The sequence below is a fragment of the Chryseobacterium cucumeris genome (assembly GCF_001593385.1).
Lineage (GTDB): Bacteria > Bacteroidota > Bacteroidia > Flavobacteriales > Weeksellaceae > Chryseobacterium > Chryseobacterium cucumeris.
In genome coordinates, this window is record NZ_LUVZ01000012.1 from 324,535 (window position 1) to 343,640 (window position 19,106).

14 protein-coding genes are annotated in these 19,106 nt (G+C 37.7%); 2 read left to right on the forward strand and 12 right to left on the reverse strand.

Going from position 1 to position 19,106, the window contains the following annotated elements:
* Positions 1-89: 89 nt before the first annotated feature.
* Genes A1704_RS10415 through A1704_RS10440 form a run of 6 tightly spaced genes read right to left on the reverse strand, consistent with a single transcriptional unit; the run spans position 90 to position 8,496 of the window.
* On the reverse strand, positions 90-1,421 hold the full coding sequence (locus A1704_RS10415) for a hypothetical protein (RefSeq protein WP_034691800.1): 1,332 nt from the start codon (positions 1,419-1,421) through the stop codon (positions 90-92).
* Positions 1,422-1,429: 8 nt separating this feature from the next.
* Entirely contained in the window at positions 1,430-2,119 is a 690-nt protein-coding gene (locus tag A1704_RS10420) for a c-type cytochrome (RefSeq protein WP_034691797.1), read from the reverse strand.
* 1 nt (position 2,120) lies between these two features.
* On the reverse strand, positions 2,121-2,642 hold the full coding sequence (locus A1704_RS10425; protein ID WP_027371993.1) for a DUF3341 domain-containing protein: 522 nt from the start codon (positions 2,640-2,642) through the stop codon (positions 2,121-2,123).
* Positions 2,629-4,026: an NrfD/PsrC family molybdoenzyme membrane anchor subunit gene (gene nrfD / locus A1704_RS10430; RefSeq protein ID WP_034691792.1), complete on the reverse strand. Its 1,398-nt coding sequence runs from the start codon at positions 4,024-4,026 to the stop codon at positions 2,629-2,631. Before nrfD ends, A1704_RS10425 begins: the two co-directional genes overlap by 14 nt.
* A gap of 25 nt (positions 4,027-4,051) precedes the next feature.
* Positions 4,052-7,114, reverse strand: coding sequence for a TAT-variant-translocated molybdopterin oxidoreductase (locus tag A1704_RS10435; RefSeq protein WP_062673118.1), 3,063 nt, complete (start codon positions 7,112-7,114; stop codon positions 4,052-4,054).
* 23 nt (positions 7,115-7,137) lie between these two features.
* Positions 7,138-8,496, reverse strand: a complete 1,359-nt coding sequence (locus A1704_RS10440; RefSeq protein WP_062673120.1) for a c-type cytochrome — start codon at positions 8,494-8,496, stop codon at positions 7,138-7,140.
* A gap of 184 nt (positions 8,497-8,680) precedes the next feature.
* Between A1704_RS10440 and A1704_RS10445 the strand changes: the two genes are divergently transcribed.
* Positions 8,681-9,238, forward strand: coding sequence for a hypothetical protein (locus A1704_RS10445; RefSeq protein WP_062673122.1), 558 nt, complete (start codon positions 8,681-8,683; stop codon positions 9,236-9,238).
* A gap of 54 nt (positions 9,239-9,292) precedes the next feature.
* Here A1704_RS10445 and A1704_RS10450 read toward each other — a convergent pair whose 3' ends face one another.
* The 6 genes from A1704_RS10450 to A1704_RS10475 all read right to left on the reverse strand — a co-directional run bounded on the left by A1704_RS10450 (position 9,293) and on the right by A1704_RS10475 (position 17,412).
* Positions 9,293-10,570, reverse strand: a complete 1,278-nt coding sequence (locus A1704_RS10450) for a DUF6080 domain-containing protein (protein ID WP_238590602.1) — start codon at positions 10,568-10,570, stop codon at positions 9,293-9,295.
* Between the two features lie 74 nt (positions 10,571-10,644).
* Positions 10,645-11,460 (reverse strand): T9SS type A sorting domain-containing protein, encoded by an 816-nt coding sequence (locus A1704_RS10455; RefSeq protein ID WP_062673124.1) that lies wholly within the window; start codon positions 11,458-11,460, stop codon positions 10,645-10,647.
* A gap of 86 nt (positions 11,461-11,546) precedes the next feature.
* Positions 11,547-13,088, reverse strand: coding sequence for a protein adenylyltransferase SelO (locus tag A1704_RS10460; protein WP_062673126.1), 1,542 nt, complete (start codon positions 13,086-13,088; stop codon positions 11,547-11,549).
* 75 nt (positions 13,089-13,163) lie between these two features.
* Positions 13,164-15,542 carry a transglycosylase domain-containing protein gene (locus A1704_RS10465; RefSeq protein ID WP_062673128.1) on the reverse strand — a complete coding sequence of 793 codons (2,379 nt, stop codon included), beginning with the start codon at positions 15,540-15,542 and terminating at the stop codon, positions 13,164-13,166.
* A gap of 6 nt (positions 15,543-15,548) precedes the next feature.
* Entirely contained in the window at positions 15,549-16,013 is a 465-nt protein-coding gene (locus A1704_RS10470) for a gliding motility lipoprotein GldH (RefSeq protein WP_062673130.1), read from the reverse strand.
* A complete protein-coding gene (locus tag A1704_RS10475; RefSeq protein WP_062673131.1) occupies positions 16,006-17,412 on the reverse strand; it encodes a PSP1 domain-containing protein in 1,407 nt (468 codons plus the stop codon). Before A1704_RS10475 ends, A1704_RS10470 begins: the two co-directional genes overlap by 8 nt.
* Before the next feature lie 455 nt (positions 17,413-17,867).
* Between A1704_RS10475 and A1704_RS10480 the strand changes: the two genes are divergently transcribed.
* Entirely contained in the window at positions 17,868-19,106 is a 1,239-nt protein-coding gene (locus tag A1704_RS10480) for an OmpP1/FadL family transporter (RefSeq protein ID WP_062673132.1), read from the forward strand.

Here is a 19,106-nt window from a genome sequence, read left to right on the forward strand (position 1 = left end):
ATCAATGGCGACGAGTTACCTGATATACATAAAAAAAGACTGATTGTTTTAACAATCAGTCTTTTATAATTTTATTTTGTTACAAGTCCTTAGAAAGGATACTCATAAATTTCAGATTCGTGTAAGAATGGGTTTCCTGTAGGAATCAACTTCAGTTTAGATAAAGCTGAAAGTACAGTAAACATAAATAATCCAGCTACGAACAGGATTGCTCCTAGGATTAACAGGAATACTTCAGGAGTGTTCCAGTATGGTCCTACTGTTCCTGGCATTACCATGTTGAAGTAATCTAAGATGTGTCCTAAGATTACTACTACTGCCATTGTAGTAACTACTTTGTAGTTTCTCTTGATGCTGCTGCTTACTAATACCAATAGTGGTAATAAGAAGTTGATGATCAACATCGGTAAGAAAGTAGGAGAGTAGTGCTGGAATCTACCGAAGAAGTAGTTAACCTCTTCCGGAACGTTGGCATACCAGTATAACATGAACTGAGCGAACCATGTATATGTCCAAAGCATACTTGTAGCGAAAAGGAATACTCCTAAATCGTGTAAGTGGTTATCATTGAACTGTGGTAAGAAACCATTTTTCTTAAGGTAAACACTTAATAGAATGATTACAGCAATACCACTTGAAAGGCAGCTAACCATTGAATACCAGATATACATTGTAGAATACCAGTGAGGGTCAATAGACATTAACCAGTCCCAAGCCCAAGCTGCAGAAGCAAATCCGAAGAATGCAATATATCCTACTGCCCATCTGTAAAGCATTTGATACTCTACTTTAGATTTCGTTTCATCTACTTTCTTAGACTGAGCTTTCAATTTCCAAGCGAAGAAAGAAGCACCAATCACATAGATTAAAGTTCTTACTGCATAGAAAGGAATATTTAAGAATTTTTTCTTTTCAAATAAGATCACATCAAAATGCGGAGAATCCGGGTTTGTCAATTCAGGGTCCATCCAGTGGAATAAGTGACCATTATGAGTGATGTTTAAGATCATCAGGATTACCAGGATTGCACCACCGTAAGGAATATAAGAAGCAATAGCTTCCATTACTCTTGTAATGATGATTGGCCATCCTGCATGGGCAGCGTGCTGAATAGAATAGAAGAATAATACGCAGCAGCTTACTCCAAAGAAAAATACAGCTACAAAATGTATTGCTGCTAAAGGCTGGTTGTGTACCTGCAATGTAGCGTGCTCAAGGTGAGCCGCGTGATCCTGAGGTCCAACCATTTCACTTGAGTGTGTAGGAGCAGTATGACCTGAAGCATGAACAGCTTCCATCATTTGTTCTATTTTCTCAGTAGATATTCCTTTGTTCAAAAAGAAACCAATACCGAAAAGAACTAAACCTACAACAAGAAGTATTATAGAAGTTGATTTTAATTTTGGTGAAAAACTATACATTTCTTTTCTTATTTTTTAGTTTCGGTAGTCGTTTCAGTTGTTGCTGGTGCCGCCGCTGTAGCTGCTGCCGGTGCTGCTGCTCCTTTTTTGAAAGCACTCATCACATACATTGCTACTCTCCATCTGTCTCCTGCGTTCAATTGTCCCGCATAAGATCCCATGGCATTTCTACCGTTTGTTAATACATAATGAACAGATCCTACAGTAATTTCTCTGTCAGCATAGTTGGGTACTCCAGAGAATGCTCCACTTTGAACGATAGGTCCTTGTCCATCACCTCCTGTACCGTGACATGCAGCACAAGTGTGATCAAACAGTATTTTACCTCTTTCAAGATCCTTAGCTGCATTAGCTGGGTTCAAAGGAGATGCTGTAAGTTTTTTAGATGCTTCATACCCTGCGTTGTACTCGTCAACATTCTTAGGTAATAAGCTTTCTTCAAAAACTCCGTCTTTATTCTGAGGAACTGATCCTTCAACCGGAGAAAGACCTGTTGCACCATTATTTTTAACAAAAGCAGGAATTTCATTTTCATGATCTGAATAAGCATCCTGAGCTTTCATCAATGGATCATAAGCTACCGGAAAATACATGTCCGGGAAATATACCAACGGAGTATTCTCCTTTGGTCCGCAAGAGTTAAGTAAAACTGTTGTTAAACCTAAAACCGCTGTAATTTTTAATACATTCTTTTTCATTTTAAGCGTCTTTAACAGTTATTTCTTCAACTCCAGTTTCAATAAGCAACTGTTTTACAGATTCTACATCTTCAGTTACGAATTCCATCATGAATTTATCATCAGTCGTTCTTGGATCCGGGTTCTGAGCAGGAGCTCCTGGATACATTTTGTTTCTAACTAGGAAAGTTAAAGACATCATGTGAGCAGCACAGAATACCATTAATTCGAACATTGGAACTACGAATGCCGGCATGTTGTGTCCCCAGTCAAAAGCTGGTTTACCACCGATATTCTGAGGCCAGTCGTGATTCATCACGTACCAGGTAAGAGTAGCACCAATAGTTACACCATAACAAGCATAGATGAAAGCGGCATCAGAAATTCTAGTTTTCTTTAAACCTAAAGCTTTGTCTAGTCCGTGAACCGGAAACGGAGTATAAACTTCGTTAATTGCGATTCCTTTATCGTTGAATGCTTTAACGCCGTTCATTAAATCGTCGTCGTCAGCATAAAGTCCGTATACAATTTTAGTGGTGCTCATCTCCTTCTTTTGCTTTATAAGTTTCACCTGAGATTTTCAAAATCGATTTTAATTCAGCCTGTGCAATTACAGGGAATGTTCTTGCATATAATAAGAATAATACAGAGAAGAATCCGATCGTTCCTAAGTATACACCCACATCAATGATCGTTGGCTTAAACATTGTCCATGATCCTGGTAAGTAGTCTCTTGAAAGGTTGATAACGATGATATCAAAACGCTCGAACCACATACCGATGTTGATGATCAATGCAACGATGAATGTCCAGATAATGTTCGTTCTTAGTCTCTTGAACCAGAAAGAAGCAGGAATAACAAGGTTACAGATGATCAATGACCAGAATGCCCACCAGTAAGGTCCTACAGCAGCACCCGGAGAAAGATATGTGAAATCTTCGAATCTAGATCCTGAGTACCATCCGATGAAATATTCAGTTGCGTAAGCTACAGTTACCATACCACCGGTTAAGATGATTACGATGTTCATAATTTCGATATGATACATTGTAATATACTCTTCTAAGTGACACACTTTTCTTGCAACCAATAATAGGGTCTGTACCATTGCAAATCCTGAGAAGATTGCACCAGCAACGAAGTAAGGAGGATAGATTGTTGAGTGCCATCCTTTAATTACTGAAGTTGCGAAGTCAAATGATACGGTAGTGTGTACTGAGAATACAAGTGGAGTTGCCAAACCTGCAAGAACCAAAGAAAGTTCTTCGAATCTTTGCCAGTGTTTTGCTTTACCACCCCAACCGAATGCAAGGAATGTATAAATTTTCTTAGTCCAAGGAGTTTTAGCTCTATCTCTGATCATTGCAAAGTCAGGGATAAGTCCCATAAACCAGAATACAGTTGATACTGAGAAATACGTAGAGATCGCAAATACGTCCCAAAGTAGAGGAGAGTTGAAGTTCCCCCAAAGAGAACCGAATTGGTTTGGTAAAGGGAATACCCAGTATCCAACCCAAACTCTACCCATGTGGATTACAGGGAAGATTGCTGCCTGTACAACCGCAAAGATCGTCATCGCCTCTGCTGATCTGTTTACAGACATTCTCCATCTCTGTCTAAATAATAATAATACTGCGGAGATTAGGGTCCCGGCGTGACCGATACCTACCCACCATACGAAGTTGGTAATATCCCAACCCCAGTTAATAGTTCTGTTAAGCCCCCATGCTCCAATACCTGTCCCGATAGTGTAAGCGATACAGCCGAATCCATAGAGGAATAGAACTAGTGCAGCATATAATGAGATCCACCATAATTTACCTGCTCTTTCTTCGATAGGTCGTGCGATATCTTCTGTAATATCGTGATAAGTTTTGTGACCAATAATTAGAGGTTCCCTTATCGGAGCTTCGTAATGTCCTGACATTTTTTACCTATTTATTATTTAAACTTTATTTTTCTACTCTGTTTCTTACTTTAGTGTGATAGAACACGTTTGGTTTTGTTCCGATCTCCTCTAGTAAATAATATCTTCTGTTAGATGCATACTGCTTTCTAATTGAAGAATCTTTATCATTCATGTCTCCAAATGTCATTGCTCCAGTAGAACAAGCTTTAGAACAAGCAGTCTGGAATTCTCCATCCTTCACTCTTCTTCCTTCTTTCTTAGCCTCAAGAATAGTATTCTGAGTCATTTGGATACACATTGAACATTTCTCCATTACCCCTCTAGTTCTTACAACTACATCCGGGTTAAGTACCATTCTTCCTAAATCGTTGTTCATGTTGAAATCGAACTTGTCATTTAGGTTATAAGTAAACCAGTTGAAACGTCTTACTTTGTACGGACAGTTGTTTGCACAATATCTGGTACCGATACATCTGTTGTAAGCCATATGGTTTTGACCTTGCTTACCGTGTGAAGTAGCCGCTACCGGACATACAGTTTCACATGGAGCGTGGTTACAGTGCTGACACATTACTGGCTGGAAGATTACATCCGGGTTGTCTGCAGGGTGGTTTAATGCACCTCCTTCTTTATTGAATGCAGTACCGTATAATTCTGGTACAGCCATTCCTTCTTTCAATCCTTCGTATACTTCTACCGTTTGTCTTGAAGAATAGTAACGGTCAATTCTTAACCAGTACATATCTCTGGACATTCTTACTTCTTCTTTCCCTACTACAGGAACGTTGTTTTCTGCCTGACAAGCAATAATACATGCTCCACAACCAGTACAAGAGTTCAGGTCGATAGATAAGTTGAAGTGAGGACCATCTGTATCATCAAAAGCATCCCAAAGGTCGATTTTTCTCGCTGGAAGTGCTCCGCTGATAGTGTGGTATTCCAAAGGTTTGTTCCATCCTTTGTGTTCATCATCGAAAGCTACGTTGATGAAATCTGCCAAAGGAACTTCCTTCGCGATCTCATAACGACCCATTAATGTATTTTGAAGCTGGATACCTGCGAACTCGTGATCTTCTCCTGTTTTCTCAATTTTAACACCTGAAAGCACAAGGTTAGAACCGTCAAATAAAGGATAAGCATTTACTCCAGTATCAGCAGTTGCTCCTGAGTTTTTCTTACCATAACCAAGTGCAAGACCTACAGATCCTTCGGCTTGTCCTGGTTGTACGAATACAGGAACGTTTTCTATTTTAACTCCGTTTACAGTAAGGTTTACAATAGAACCATCTAACTGCATTCTCGCGTTAAGATCGTTGTCAATTGCAAATTTCTCTGCATCTTTAGGAGAAATTGTAAGGTAGTTATCCCAAGACATTCTTGTGATTGGGTCAGGTAACTCTTGTAACCAAGGGTTGTTTGCCTGAGTACCGTCTCCCATTGAAGTCTTAGTGTATAATACTAATTCTAATTCAGAAGCTTTAAAGTTTCCTAGTTCAGCAACAGCCTGAGCAGCGTTTCCTCCTGTATAAGCTAAAGTAGTTGCGTTGGTAGAAGTGTTGATACCGTTGTACAATGCTTTGTTGAAAGAAGTACCACCTAAAAGAGAAGCAGAGCTTGCTTTTAAATAATCGTAGTAGTTGTTTGCTGCATTGTTTTTACCATTCTTCCAAACCAATAAAGATTCTTCAATCTGTCTTGATTTGTAGATTTTCTGAATTGTTGGCTGCATTAATGAATATACACCAGTCTGTGGTTCGATATCTCCCCAAGACTCTAGCCAGTTAGCTACCGGAATGACAGCTTTCGCTGCTTTGTACATTTCATTTTTCTTATCTGCTACAGCAACTACGTAAGGAACTTTTGATAAAGATTTTTTGAAATCTTCTCCTTTTGGATGAGAGTAGATAGGGTCCACGTTGTTTGTAATCAATACACCAACTTGTCCACCGTTTACCCATCCTAAGAATTCCTGGTATTTAGCAGCGTTGAATTCTTTAAGGAAGTTTGCCTTACCTGTAAAAGCTACTGAACCTAATTTTTGGTTGATTAAGTGTGCTAAAACCTGTGCTCCTTTAGAACCGTCAGCGAAAACAACAGCTTTGCTTCCTTTTGCTTTCAATTCATTAGCAATTTCAGTTGCAGTCTTATCAGAAGTACCGCCACCTACGATTGCGTTGTAAACTTCAACTAAAGTTTTGTTTACAGCACTTGGTTTTAATCTGTATCTTGAGTCAGCATTAGCACCGGTTAAAGACATGTTAGATTCCACCTGAATGTGTCTCAACATGTTTGGTCCTGGCTTTCTAGCTGCTGCATAAGAAGTTTCTAAGCTTGAAGCGTTATAGTCTCCTAAGAAATCAGCCTGGAAAGAAACTACCAATTCAGAACCTTTAAGGTCATAAACAGGTAATGCTCTTTGTCCGAATACTTCCTGAGCTGCATCTAATCCTGCAGAGTAAGGGAAAGCATCATATGTTACTAATTCAGCTGTAGGATATTTAGCTTTGAATTCAGCGAATAACTTTTTGAAAGTTGGTGAAGCAAAAGAGTGTGATAATACCACAATCTTTTTGCCAGACGCTTTAGCTTCTTCCAACCCTTTGATAACGAAACTGTCTACTTTATCGAAAGTTTCATCTTTACCGTCTAGTTTAGGCTGCTTTACTTTATCGTTATCATAAAGAGAAAGTACACTTGCCTGAGCTCTTGCGTTAGTTTTACCTAAATCGCCACCAGCCGGGTTGGGTTCAATTTTGATAGGTCTACCTTCACGGGTTTTTACTAAAACACTAGCAAAGTCGAAACCGTCAAAATAAGTTGAAGCGTAATAATTAGGGATTCCCGGAATAATATCATGCGGCTTTACCACATAAGGAATCGTTTTGATTACCGGAGCTTCGCAGGCAGCTAATGTTACTGCTGCTGTAGAGAACCCTAGTAATTTAAGGAAATCTCTTCTTGAAGTACTAGATCCGTTTTTCTCAGCATCTCCAAGGAAATCTTCTACCGGAATTTCTTCCTGAAACTCTTTCTGAGCCAGCTTATTATTCAAAGCTGGATCTTTAAGTTCATGAATACTTCTGAATTGTATTTTGTTTGAAGCCATTTATACTTCTAATTTTTTAGTTATTAATAATGACATTTACCACACTCAAGACCTCCAATTGCATCTACAGTGATCTTACCTCCATCTTGAGGATATTGTTTTTTCAACTTGTCATGTAGATTTTTGAAGTACTCTTTATTATAACCGTTGTTCATATCAACTTCAGTCGTTCTGTGGCACTCGATACACCATCCCATAGTAAAGTCGTTTGCCATCTGAACAACATTCATTGTATCAATTTTACCGTGACAAGCTTTACATACAACATCAATTTTGTTGTTAGGATTCTTTTTGTTGAAAGAATTGATGATCGCCTGTTCCCCAGCAATTACGTGCTGTGAGTGGTTGAAGTAAACGAAGTCTGGCATGTTGTGGATTCTTGTCCATTCAACCGGCTGTGTTTTTCCTGTGTACTGTTGTTTTGCAGGATCCCAACCTGTTGCAGCGTAGATCTTCTGGATTTCACCGTCATAGAATGCCTTGTCTTTTCCAGGCTCCATGTAGTGATCTGCGTTGTATTCAGAAATCGTTCTGTGACAGTTCATACAAACGTTCATAGAAGGAATCTCAGATACTTTTCCGTATTTAGCACTAGAGTGACATAACTGACAGTCAATTTTCTGTTCTCCGGCGTGAATTTTGTGAGAGAAGTAGATAGGTTGCTCAGGTTTGTACCCTTTGTAAACCCCAATCCACATTAACCAGTTCCATACTCCGTAAGCGGCTAAAATAGCAAGGATTGCCAATAAACCTTTACCAATGAAGTGGAACTTCTCATACATTTCACTGAAAGAACGAACTCTTGTTTCATTAAGTCCAGCTAAATCTTCAGACTGACCTAGTTTTACCAATTGTCTTAGCTTAACCAAGATCCAAACCAGTAAACCTGCGATCGCTAAAAGTGAAATGATGACAACGTTTGTTGTAGTTTTGTCTGCAGAAGCTGCCGCAGTAGCGTCAGTTGCAGGAGTTGCTTCCGGTTTTTTCTCCTCCGGAGCAGGAGGGTTAGTTGTGAAAGCTAAAATGTCGTCAATATCCTTATCTGTAAGATTTGGAAAGACCTGCATTTCAGTCTTGTTAAACTTTTCAAAAATCTCATTGGCGTATTTATCCCCAGAAGCTCTTAGAGCTTTGTTGTCTTTGATCCACTTGTGAAGCCAATCTTTGTCTACACCACCTTCTGTCTTTACACGTTCTACAACCCCTTTTAGAGGTGGTCCTACAACTTGTTTGTCCAGCGCGTGACATGCAGTACAATTCGCTTTGAAAAGTTTCTCTCCGTTTTTAGGATCGCCGTCTTGCCCGTAAAATGAAGCACTGGTTGATAGCAATAAGCCTATTGCGATCAACGTTTTTTTATAATGCTTTCTCCAACTAATCATTTAAATTATCTTATGTTAGTAAATTATTGAACATTCAATCAATTCCGCAAAAATAATATTTTTAACAGGAATTTAACGGTATATCGAAAAGGGAAAATATCATTTACGTTTAATTTGTATTGATTCTAAATAACCAGTTTGGTATAGTTTTTTAATTTGTATAAATTTGCGGAAACAAGTTTAAATGAGAAATCTAATCAAAATATTTTCGATATTATCATTATTTGGATTTTATAATATTGAAGCACAACAAGTTGTTAAAAAGGATACCCTGTCGGGAACAGAGCTTATTATGACAATGGATTCCAAAATAAATGCTGCTTTGGAAGGAATTGAAGGAAAGTGTGCGAAAGTTACTCCAACAAATTCTCCTAAAGATTTCGGTAATAATGATAGTGGAATTTCTACAGGAATCAATACAAAACCACCTAAGATCTTTGTACCGAGCAGAGAGCTTACCAATGCTGAAATCTGTAAGAAAAATCCTAGAATTTTAGGGTTCAAAATCCAGATTACAACGGTAAAAAGTAATGAGGAGGCTAATGAGGTGAAGTCTTATTTCAGAAAAAGATTCCCGAATCTGAAAGTGGAGACCGATGCTTCTTTAAGACCAAATTATAAGATTTTAGCTGGAAGTTATTTCACAAAACAAAGTGCCGCCAGTGATCTTTCGAAAATCAGAGAATACTTTAAATCTGCAGTTGCAGTACAGTATAGAATTTTCTGTGCCGAGGCGAAATAAGAAGAATTTATTTCAATATAAAGAACAAAAAGCTGAGAAATTTCTCAGCTTTTTTTATTCATAATAATTTTCCATAAACCAGAAGAATTCTGCCATTCTAAAGATATTGTTGATCAGCAGATAAGTAAATAATATTGCCACAATGAATGTTAAAAATGACATCATTTTCGGTGATGATCTGTACGCAAAAAAGAGCCATCCTACAAGCAAAGGATAGACAAAAACAAAATGTCCTCCGTAGATGTAGGAAGTATGAAGACCAAATCTCATCACGCAATGGATGATGATATCAACTGCAAATGAAATAGTAATGATCTGGACCCATTTATTCTTGAAATTTTTAAAATAACTCCAACTTATCAGGATTAATAATATTGCTACGAAAAAGTAAGGAATGGCAGATGAATAAAGATCCATATAAAGTCCTTTGAAATTGAACCCTTTCATATTGTGCTTGTCCGACATGATGAAGCTGGGGAAAAGAATATTCCCGCCAAAGAAAAATGAAAGAATCATATCCCATGTCGGCATAGATTCTACATTGGAAAACTTTTCATATTGCTGATTGGTTTTTGAAAAGATATTCTGATATTTAAAATCGATTCTGTTCAGATAAAGCAGGATAAAACAAATAACCGCAATTATTGCCCTTAATGTTGCATTTCCGAACTTCTTCCAGCTTGTAAAAATGCCTTTCTCAAAAATAAGAGGAATGAAAACTTTTACAAAGTTGGTAATAGTAAGTCCTCCGATAGTAATCCCAGCCAATGATAAGGCTGTTGCTGGTATTTTCTCTTCTTTCCTTAGTTTGATTGCCGCATAGTAGTTGTATAGCGATAGTAAAAATAAAGTGTAGGTAAAGTTTTCCGGTGTGAAAGACAAGATGATATTAGTGGCAAAAGCTCCAAAGAATAATACGATTAAAAGGCTTAACCATAAAGGAAGCTGAATGATATTCTTTACATATTTAAATACCTGAACAATGTTCAATGTGATGATGATATTACTGAGCCATGCCAGAGTAAGCCTGAAATTAGCATCCATTTTTCCTCCTGAAATAAATAACGAAAATTCTCTTATCCAGTTAAAAAAATAGTAAGATAAAGGGTGTCTCTCAAAGCTGCCTCCCGTCATAAGGATAGATTTGTTGTCAAAGCTGAAATAGGCATCCCATGGAATTCTGCTGTCAAAAATAATCCTGTAATGAAGGGCAATATAAGATCCCAGAATTCCATAGCAGACAATGAAAAACAGAAATACTGCCAGTTCGGTATAAGTGGATGGAAAAACCAGTTTAAGAAAATTGATACATTTTGTTTTGATAAAAGACACGGGTCAAATTTTTTGCAAAAGTAAAATAAAAAAACCACCAAAATTGGTGGTTATAAAAGTTTGTATAAACGTTGTTATTGTTTGATTACTTTCTCGGTTTTGGAAGTTCCGTCTGAGAAGTCTACTTTTAATAGATAAACTCCTTTTGGAAGCGAAGAAATATCCAATCTTTCTGAAGTATTGTTGAGTAGAGATTTTCCACTTGCATCAATTACTGTAGCAGATTTGATTTTTTTGTCTGTTTTTATATTGATTTCTCCTTTTGTAGGGTTTGGATAGATGTTTGTGAACTCTTTAACTTTAGCATTGGATTCCTGAGTCGCTAATGTAGCGCTTGCTAAGACCTGTACATCATCTATGGAAAGACTATCTGCATCATTGGCAACATAACGGAATCTGAATTTAACGTTCGCCTGCCCTGCATAGGAAGCTAAGCTCACGGTAATTGCTAATGTTTCATAATCCGTATATACTCCGTAGTTTTCTTCAACCCATACCTGATTCCAGGTAGTCCCTCCATCTGTGGAGACCTCTACTTTTAAATCTCCGTTAGGATTTGGATCAACCATGTATTCGTATCCAATTTTAGCATTGAACTTTAGTACCGGACTTGTTGTTCCTACCAAACTGAAGGAGGGGCTTGTTAAATGAGCGTCCTGTGCCTGGGCAATCCATCCTATAGCGGCAGATTTTCCACCATTGATATTGAATGTTGCTTGTCCGGTTGCATTAAATATGGTAGTGGTAAATCCCCAAGGTCTTGAAGCCACATTTGTTCCGGTTGTCCATCCTGTTGGAGGAAATGTCGTACCCTGAAAAGTTTCTGTGAGAATCTGTGCGTTCCCAAATACAAAAGAGATTAGGGAAATGAATAGTAATTTTGTTTTCATTTGGTTTACGTTTAAAGTTGTTAGTAAATGTAATAAAAAAATGAAAATAATTACATGTTTTTTAATTTTTTATGAATATTTGTTAATTACGAACTGCATGAAAGTGTGGAACATCCGGCAGTATCATCATATCCAGACGGTCTTTTGGCGGAGAACTCGGGGTATATTTCCTGATATGGATTTCCGAGTGCTTTCATGAGCTTTTCCAGCATCTCTTTTTTGCCATTGCTGATCTCTTCAATGCATTCGTAGAGAAGATAATTTCGGAGTATAAATGTTGGATTTGCCTTTTCCATTATAGCTAAAGAGTCTTCTTCTGAAATAGAGTTTAAAGCTTTTCTTGCTTCATATCTTTTGATGAAACTATTTAGCTTTTCCAGCTTTTCTTCATTCAGGATAATATAAGAGACATCTTTAAAATGTTCTGATATATTTGTGGCTTGGGTTATTTTTTTCAGTTGATTGAAAAACAAGGTGTAATCTAACTGAAGTTCTTGCATAAGACCCTGCCAGCTGGTGAAAAACTCTTCATCATCCTTTTGAAGCTGATCAAAACCGAACTTTTTACAAAGCATCTGGTCATGAGCTTCCCAAAAATAAGTTCCGAAATTATTTAAAGTATCTTCTAAAAACTTTTCATCTTTGATTAACGGATGAAGAGCATTGGCAAGCTGCCAAAGATTCCATTGGGCAATTTGTCCCTGTTTTCCGAATGCATATCTTCTTCCCGGAAGGTCTGTTGTGTTGGGTGTGAAATTCAAATCATATTCATCCATCATGGAATAGGGACCATAATCAATGGTTAATCCGAGAATTGACATGTTATCTGTATTCATTACTCCGTGTACAAAACCGACTCTGAACCATTCAACCATTAAGTTAGCCGTTCGGGTGCAGATATTTTCAAAGAAATCTCTGTATTTCGTACTGTCAGTAGCTGTAATTTCCGGATAATAATTTTCAATGGTAAAATCGGCAAGTTCCTGAAGATTATTGTATTCTCTTTGGGCAGACATAAGTTCAAAATGTCCGAAACGTAAAAAGCTTTCAGCAGTTCTGATGACCACTGCACCTTTTTCAAGCTGTGGATTTCCACTGTACATGATATCGCGCATCACATCTTCACCCGTAAAAGCAAGGCTAAGCGCTCTTGTTGTAGGTATACCTAAATGATGCATGGCCTCACTCATAAGATATTCGCGTACAGAAGACCTTAATACGGCTCTTCCATCAGCATGTCTGGAATATGGAGTAGCACCGGCTCCTTTCCATTGTATTTCGGTCTTTTTTCCTGCCTCATTGGTAATTTCACCAGCAAGGATGGCTCTTCCATCTCCAAGCTGTCCTGCCCAGTTTCCGAACTGATGTCCTGCATAAGCTGTGGCGTATGTTCGAACGTTTTCCGGAAGGTTATTTCCAACCAAAAAATTCAGGTCTTCATCTTCATATTTTCCCAGGCCAATTTCTTCTGATAAAGCTTCGTTAAAAGCAATCAATTCGGGTTTATCAAAACCTGCAGGCTTAATAGTAGCAAATAAGACTTTTGGAGTGTTTCTCTGCATAGGGTTATTGGAAAAATCACCAGGAAAAGTTTCAATAAATGGCTGTCTGATACGTTCGATATTCATCCTTCAAAGGTATTAATTAAAAAAGAAAAGACCTTTCAAATTATTGAAAGGTCTTGTGTATTTCTAAAAGAGAATTTATTTATTGAAATCTACTTCATCATTAGAATGAAGGTTTTCATTGATGTTGTCCTCTTTCTTTTCTGTTGGTTTTTTAGGAGTTGGATCTGCCGGCCTTGGATTTTTGATCTCATCGATCGTCTGAAGACTTCCTTCATCTCCATATCCTCCGCTTAGTCCTTTAAGGTTTGAACATCCGTCTTTCCAGTCTGAAGGCTTAACAAACTTGTCATCAGGAGTTACTCCTAAGCTCTTATCAGCCCATACTTTTTTCATGAAAATTGCCCAGATTGGTAGTGCCATTCTCGCACCCTGACCTTCACCTGTTCCAAAGAAGTGGGTTGCTCTGTCTTCCCATCCAACCCATGCTCCGGTTGCCAGTTTTGGTGTGATTCCCATAAACCATCCATCGGAGTTATTCTGAGTTGTTCCTGTTTTAGCCGCAATTTCCACAGCTTTTGAAATTCCTCTTCTTCCTAATTCTCCGGAAGCAGTTCCGTATTGTGCAACACCTTTCATAAGTTCAATCATGGTGTAGGCATACATTGGGTTCATTACTTCTTTAGGCTCTACGTTTACTTCTTTGATTACTCTACTGTTGGCATCTTCAATTCTCCAGATCATCTCTGGTTTGTTGTAATTACCATAATTGGCAAAAGTACTGTAAGCACCTAGCATTTCGTAAATCGTGATGTCTGATGAACCTAAAGCAATGGTATTGTTTCTAGGAATATCTTCTGTTACTCCCAGATCTCTTGCCGTCTGGATTACAGCGTCTACTCCTGTCATTTCAATAAGTCTTGCAGCAACAGGGTTTTGAGAGTGTGCCAATGCATCTTTTAAAGTAAGCATTCCACCTCTTCCCGGTACATGCCATCCGTTATGATCATAAGTTCCGTTAGAAACAGCAGAACAAGGTGTCATTCCAAGTTTCATAATAGCAGTAGCATATACGAAAGGCTTGAATGTAGATCCTACCTGTCTCTTACCTTGCTTGATATGGTCATATTGGAAGTGCTGCCAGTCTATACCACCTACCCAAGCTTTGATTTCTCCGGTTCCCGGAACCATAGACATCAAACCTGCCTGTGCAATTTGTTTGTGGTATCTGATAGAATCCCATGGAGACATTTCCACCTCTTCTTCTCCTGCCCATGTGAATCGCGAAGTTTTAATAGGTTTTTTGAACTCCATCATGATAGAATCCTCAGGCATTCCGTCAGCTTTCAGTAATTTGTAACGGCCGGTTCTTTTCATCGCCTGAACCATTACGTCCTTGATTTGTTTATCGTTAAGATAGTAGAAAGGTCTGTTCTTTCTTCCTCTCTGTTCTGCATCAAATCTCTTCTGAAGATCTGTTAAGTGTTCTTTGATTGACTCTTCAGCATATTTCTGCATTTTAGAATCAAGAGTAACATATATTTTTAGACCGTCCTTGTAAAGGTTAAGCTTTTTACCGGTTTCTTTTTCATGAGCTTCAAGATATTTGTCAATCTCTTTTCTCAGATAGAACTTGTAATAAGCAGAATATCCATCAGTGATACTCTTGATAGGATGGAAGTCTACTTCAATCGGGGTACTGGCTGCTTTTTCATAAGTTGCAGCATCAATGTATCCGGTTTTCTGCATTTGATCCAATACAACATTCCTTCTTTCTTTAGCCTTTTCAGGGTATCTGTAAGGATTGTTTTTTCTTGGATTTTCAAGCATTGCTACAAATGTTGCAGCTTCCGGTAATGTAAGTTCAGACGTTTTCTTGTTAAAGTAAACTCTGGAAGCCATTTCAATACCATTAGCATTGAAAAGGAAGTCGAACTTGTTGAAATAAAGAGTGATAATTTCTTCTTTGGTGTATCTTTTCTCAAGACTTACTGCTACTACCCATTCTTTCAGTTTCTGGAATGCTCTCTGAACTTTATTCTGAGAAGCATTTCCTGTGAAAAGAAGTTTGGCAAGCTGTTGAGTAATGGTAGAACCTCCACCACGTCCACCACCATATGCTACGGCTCTGGCAACGGAGTATAAATCGATTCCTGAGTGTTCTTTAAAACGCTCATCTTCTTTAGCCTGTAGAGCATAAATAAGATAAGGAGGGAGATCCTTATAAACAATTGGTTGAGTCTTTTCTTTTTCGAATTTACCCAAAGTTACTCCGTCTGAAGAAATGATCTCAGAAGCAACAAAGATATCCGGATTTTCAAGTTCTTTTACATCAGGCATTTCCCCAAGGAATCCTTGAGAAACCGAAAAGAAAAGCCCTGAAATTCCCAGAACTACCGCAATGAGTCCGATCCAGATAAATGAAACCCATTTTCTCCAGGAGGTATCTTTCTTTTTCTTGGGAGGCAGAGGAAATGTTTTCCCCTTATTTCCTGTATTTTTTTTGTTTTCTTCCATTTATGGTTACGGTTTAGCCGTTTCTATTTTTACCCCAATATCCTCAATTCCCGGAAGGTTATCATTTCTCATCGCCTGAGTAAGACCGATTTCATATTTTCCTTTTCCCGGAAACTGGTAATTTACTTTATACTGAAACAAAGTTTCTTTCGTATCACCAAACCCTGTACCAAGCCATTCTCCGTTTGGTTTAGCCAGAACATAATTCAACGTGTCTGTTTCCTTTTTTTTGTTCTGTAGATTGGTGAAATTCACTATAAACCTTATATTGCTGTAAGGATAAGTGTTGTTATTTCTTACGACAAATATAATATTTTTAGGATTCTGCGGATCTGAAACTTCAAGATTAAATTTTTGTTCACTTTTCTTATTCCATTTGTTATCAACGGAATTCATGATGACATCTCCTCCTGAGGAAGAGTTGCAGCTAAAGAAAAGGATAAATGAAAGTAATCCTAAAATTTTATGCATTGTTATCTTTTTTTGGAGGATATTTCTTTTTGAATTTTTTCTTGTTCGGATTGTTGCTCTGTGGTTTTTTATCAGCGTCAGAATTATTCACTGCTTTTTCCACAGGTGTTTTTTGCTGTGGGTGCTGCTTTTGAGGTCTAGGCTGATTGGCAGATTGAGCGTTTGGGTTTTCGGTTTTTTCAGATCTTTCCGGTCTCTCTTGTCTTTCCTGTCTGTTTCTTTTTTGTCCTTGGCCCTGACCCTGACTTTGCTGGTTGTTTTGCTTATTCTGGTTGCTCTGGTTGTTTCTGTTCCTGTTGTTTCCTCTGTTTTTCTTTTCGAAACGGTCCACATTGTTTTCCTGTATCAAATCGATCGTGTGAGTAGAGGTTTCAGGCTGTTTCAGGTCTTCAAGAGGAAGTGTTTTTTCTCCTCTTTTATTCTTTGAAATCAATTTTTTAACAAGGTCAATATCAAAATCATACCATGCAATTGAGCTGTCTACATAAGCAAACCACATTTTCTTTTTGAAAACGTCGATTTTAATACAGAATGCTTTTCCTTTCTCTGTTTCCAAAGTAGTTGAAGAAGAAGGGAAGTTGCTTAATGCGTCCAGGTAGCTGTCAAGCTCATAGTTAAGGCAGCATTTCAGCTTACCACATTGTCCTGCCAGTTTCTGAGGATTGATACTCAGCTGTTGATATCTTGCAACATTGGTGTTTACAGACCTGAAATCTGTAAGCCATGTTGAGCAGCAAAGTTCACGTCCGCAAGACCCGATTCCGCCCACTTTGGCGGCTTCCTGTCTAAAACCGATTTGTTTCATATCGATCTTGGTACGGAATGCACTAGCGTAATCTTTGATCAGCTGTCTGAAATCTATTCTGTTATCAGCAGTATAATAAAAGGTTATTTTTGAAGAGTCACCCTGATATTCCACATCGGTAACTTTCATTTCAAGGCCTAATCTTTGTGCAATTTTTCTTGCTTCAAGCTTTACGCCGTCTTCTTTTTTTCTTGCTTCCTGCCATACCTCAAGATCTTTTTGGTTGGCCTGTCTGTATATTTTGAGTGCTGATTCTTCCGAAAATTTTTTCTTTTTCATCTGAATCTTTACTAATTCTCCCGTAAGGCTTACTACGCCTACATCGTGTCCCGGACTTGATTCTACTGTAATTACGCTACCTATATGTAAAGGAATATTATTTACATTCTTATAAAAAGATTTTCTGTCATTTTTAAACCTAACTTCTACAAAATCACACCTGTTTGGTGCCGGATTGTTGATGTTAGAAAGCCAGTCAAAAACACTTAATTTATAACTATTCCCGCAGGTATTTACATTTTCACAGCCATTTGCGGTTTTTTTAGGGCCGCAAGAATGTGCAGAATCGCCGGATGTTTTACATCCACAACTCATATTTTCTATTATTTATAATCTGCAAATTTATGTATTTTTATCTTTATGCGATTCTAAAATACTTAAATAAGGTGAATTCGGTATAAAAGATTTCCCTATTTTAACTAAGAATGATGTCTGTAGATGTAGTCAGAGGCTTTATAAGGGAATAAAAATGCTGATTTTTAATTTATTCTATTTTTTTTCTTTAACATTTATTATCTTTTTCCTTTCCTGGATTGCTTTTTTAGTGCATTATTGTTTAATTTTAAACGATCGTTTAAAATTAAACAATGAATATGACTTGGTTTTTAAACTATTTTAAGTGTTTAATAATGATTGTTTTGTATTTTATTTTCTTTGAGGTGTTATTTTAAACATAGTTTTCTTTTGTAATATTGTTTAAAATATTAGGAAATATTAACAGACGTATTCAAAATAATTTTATATTTGGCTTATATATATAATAATAGTCTATGAAAAAAATATTAGTATCAACTGCTTTATTGGCGGGAGTTCTATCTTACGCAGGAGGCTTCAGAGTTTCCCTGCAGGGGGTAAAACAATTGGCAATGGCGCATACTAGTGCTCATGCCGAAGACGCGAGTGTGACATTCTTTAACCCGGCGGGTATGTCATTTATCCCTTCCAAGCTGAGTGTAGTGGCAGGAGGGTTTGCAGCAAGTAACAAGGTTACTTTTCAAAACTTCAATACTTTACAAAGTACAGAGACAGATAACCCTGTAGGAACTCCTTTCTATGCCGCAATTACTTATAGACCGATAGAAAAGCTTACCGTAGGTCTAAGTGTAACAACACCTTTTGGAAGTACAATTAAGTGGCCGAATGACTGGGAAGGTAAAGAAATGGTTCAAAAATTAGAACTGAAAAGTTTCTACTTCCAGCCAATGGTTTCTGTAAAACTAGCTCCATGGGTATCTTTTGGTGCCAGCTATATCTATGCAAAAGGAGTTGTAGACTGGGATAAAGCAGTAACACAATTTGGAGGACAGGTAAATATCAACGATAAAAAAGCAAGCGGACACGGATATGGTTTTGGTTTCTACTTCAGACCTGATCCGAAATTAGATGTAAGTATTGCTTACCGTTCAGCAATAGATATGAAAGCTAAAAAAGGTACGGCTACTTTCCAGTTCCCTTCTCAATCTATCTATAATCAGCTGAAATTAAATGCTGCCGGACAGGATGGGTTCTCTGCAACACTTCCGTTAGTGGAAGAATACACCATTGGTTTAACTTATAAAGTGACACCGAAATGGCAGGTTTCTGCTGACTTTAACTATCACGGATGGGAAAGATACAGTAAGCTTACTTTAGATTTCGAGAATGCTCCTATTGGAAACAACCCATCAGATCCAACTGTTCTTACAAGTCCTAAAAACTTTAAGAATTCTAAAACATTCAGACTTGGAACTCAGTATGCATTTACCAATATGATTTACGGACGTTTGGGAGCTTATTATGATGAAGCACCTTACACTACAGAAAACTTTATCCCGGAAACACCTTCATATGATACGTATGTTATTACAGGAGGGATTGGCTTTAAGCTGAAACAATTCGGAATTGATATTGCAGGAGGATATGCAATGCCTCAATACAGAAATGTAAATAATGCTAATCTAGGTTTCTACGGACAGTCGAAAGCAACAGCATTTTACTTAGGTCTAGGTTTATCCTATAATCCATTTTAA

Bases quoted from the DNA above. Each gene is read 5' to 3' on its own strand.
- A1704_RS10460 (WP_062673126.1), bottom strand. From the start codon at position 13,088: ATGAATATCGAACGTATCAGACAGCCATTTATTGAAACTTTTCCTGGT.
- A1704_RS10440 (WP_062673120.1), bottom strand. From the start codon at position 8,496: ATGATTAGTTGGAGAAAGCATTATAAAAAAACGTTGATCGCAATAGGC.
- A1704_RS10415 (WP_034691800.1), bottom strand. From the start codon at position 1,421: ATGTATAGTTTTTCACCAAAATTAAAATCAACTTCTATAATACTTCTT.
- A1704_RS10480 (WP_062673132.1), top strand. From the start codon at position 17,868: ATGAAAAAAATATTAGTATCAACTGCTTTATTGGCGGGAGTTCTATCT.
- A1704_RS10455 (WP_062673124.1), bottom strand. From the start codon at position 11,460: ATGAAAACAAAATTACTATTCATTTCCCTAATCTCTTTTGTATTTGGG.
- A1704_RS10425 (WP_027371993.1), bottom strand. From the start codon at position 2,642: ATGAGCACCACTAAAATTGTATACGGACTTTATGCTGACGACGACGAT.
- A1704_RS10420 (WP_034691797.1), bottom strand. From the start codon at position 2,119: ATGAAAAAGAATGTATTAAAAATTACAGCGGTTTTAGGTTTAACAACA.
- nrfD (WP_034691792.1), bottom strand. From the start codon at position 4,026: ATGTCAGGACATTACGAAGCTCCGATAAGGGAACCTCTAATTATTGGT.
- A1704_RS10465 (WP_062673128.1), bottom strand. From the start codon at position 15,542: ATGGAAGAAAACAAAAAAAATACAGGAAATAAGGGGAAAACATTTCCT.
- A1704_RS10445 (WP_062673122.1), top strand. From the start codon at position 8,681: ATGAGAAATCTAATCAAAATATTTTCGATATTATCATTATTTGGATTT.
- A1704_RS10435 (WP_062673118.1), bottom strand. From the start codon at position 7,114: ATGGCTTCAAACAAAATACAATTCAGAAGTATTCATGAACTTAAAGAT.
- A1704_RS10470 (WP_062673130.1), bottom strand. From the start codon at position 16,013: ATGCATAAAATTTTAGGATTACTTTCATTTATCCTTTTCTTTAGCTGC.
- A1704_RS10475 (WP_062673131.1), bottom strand. From the start codon at position 17,412: ATGAGTTGTGGATGTAAAACATCCGGCGATTCTGCACATTCTTGCGGC.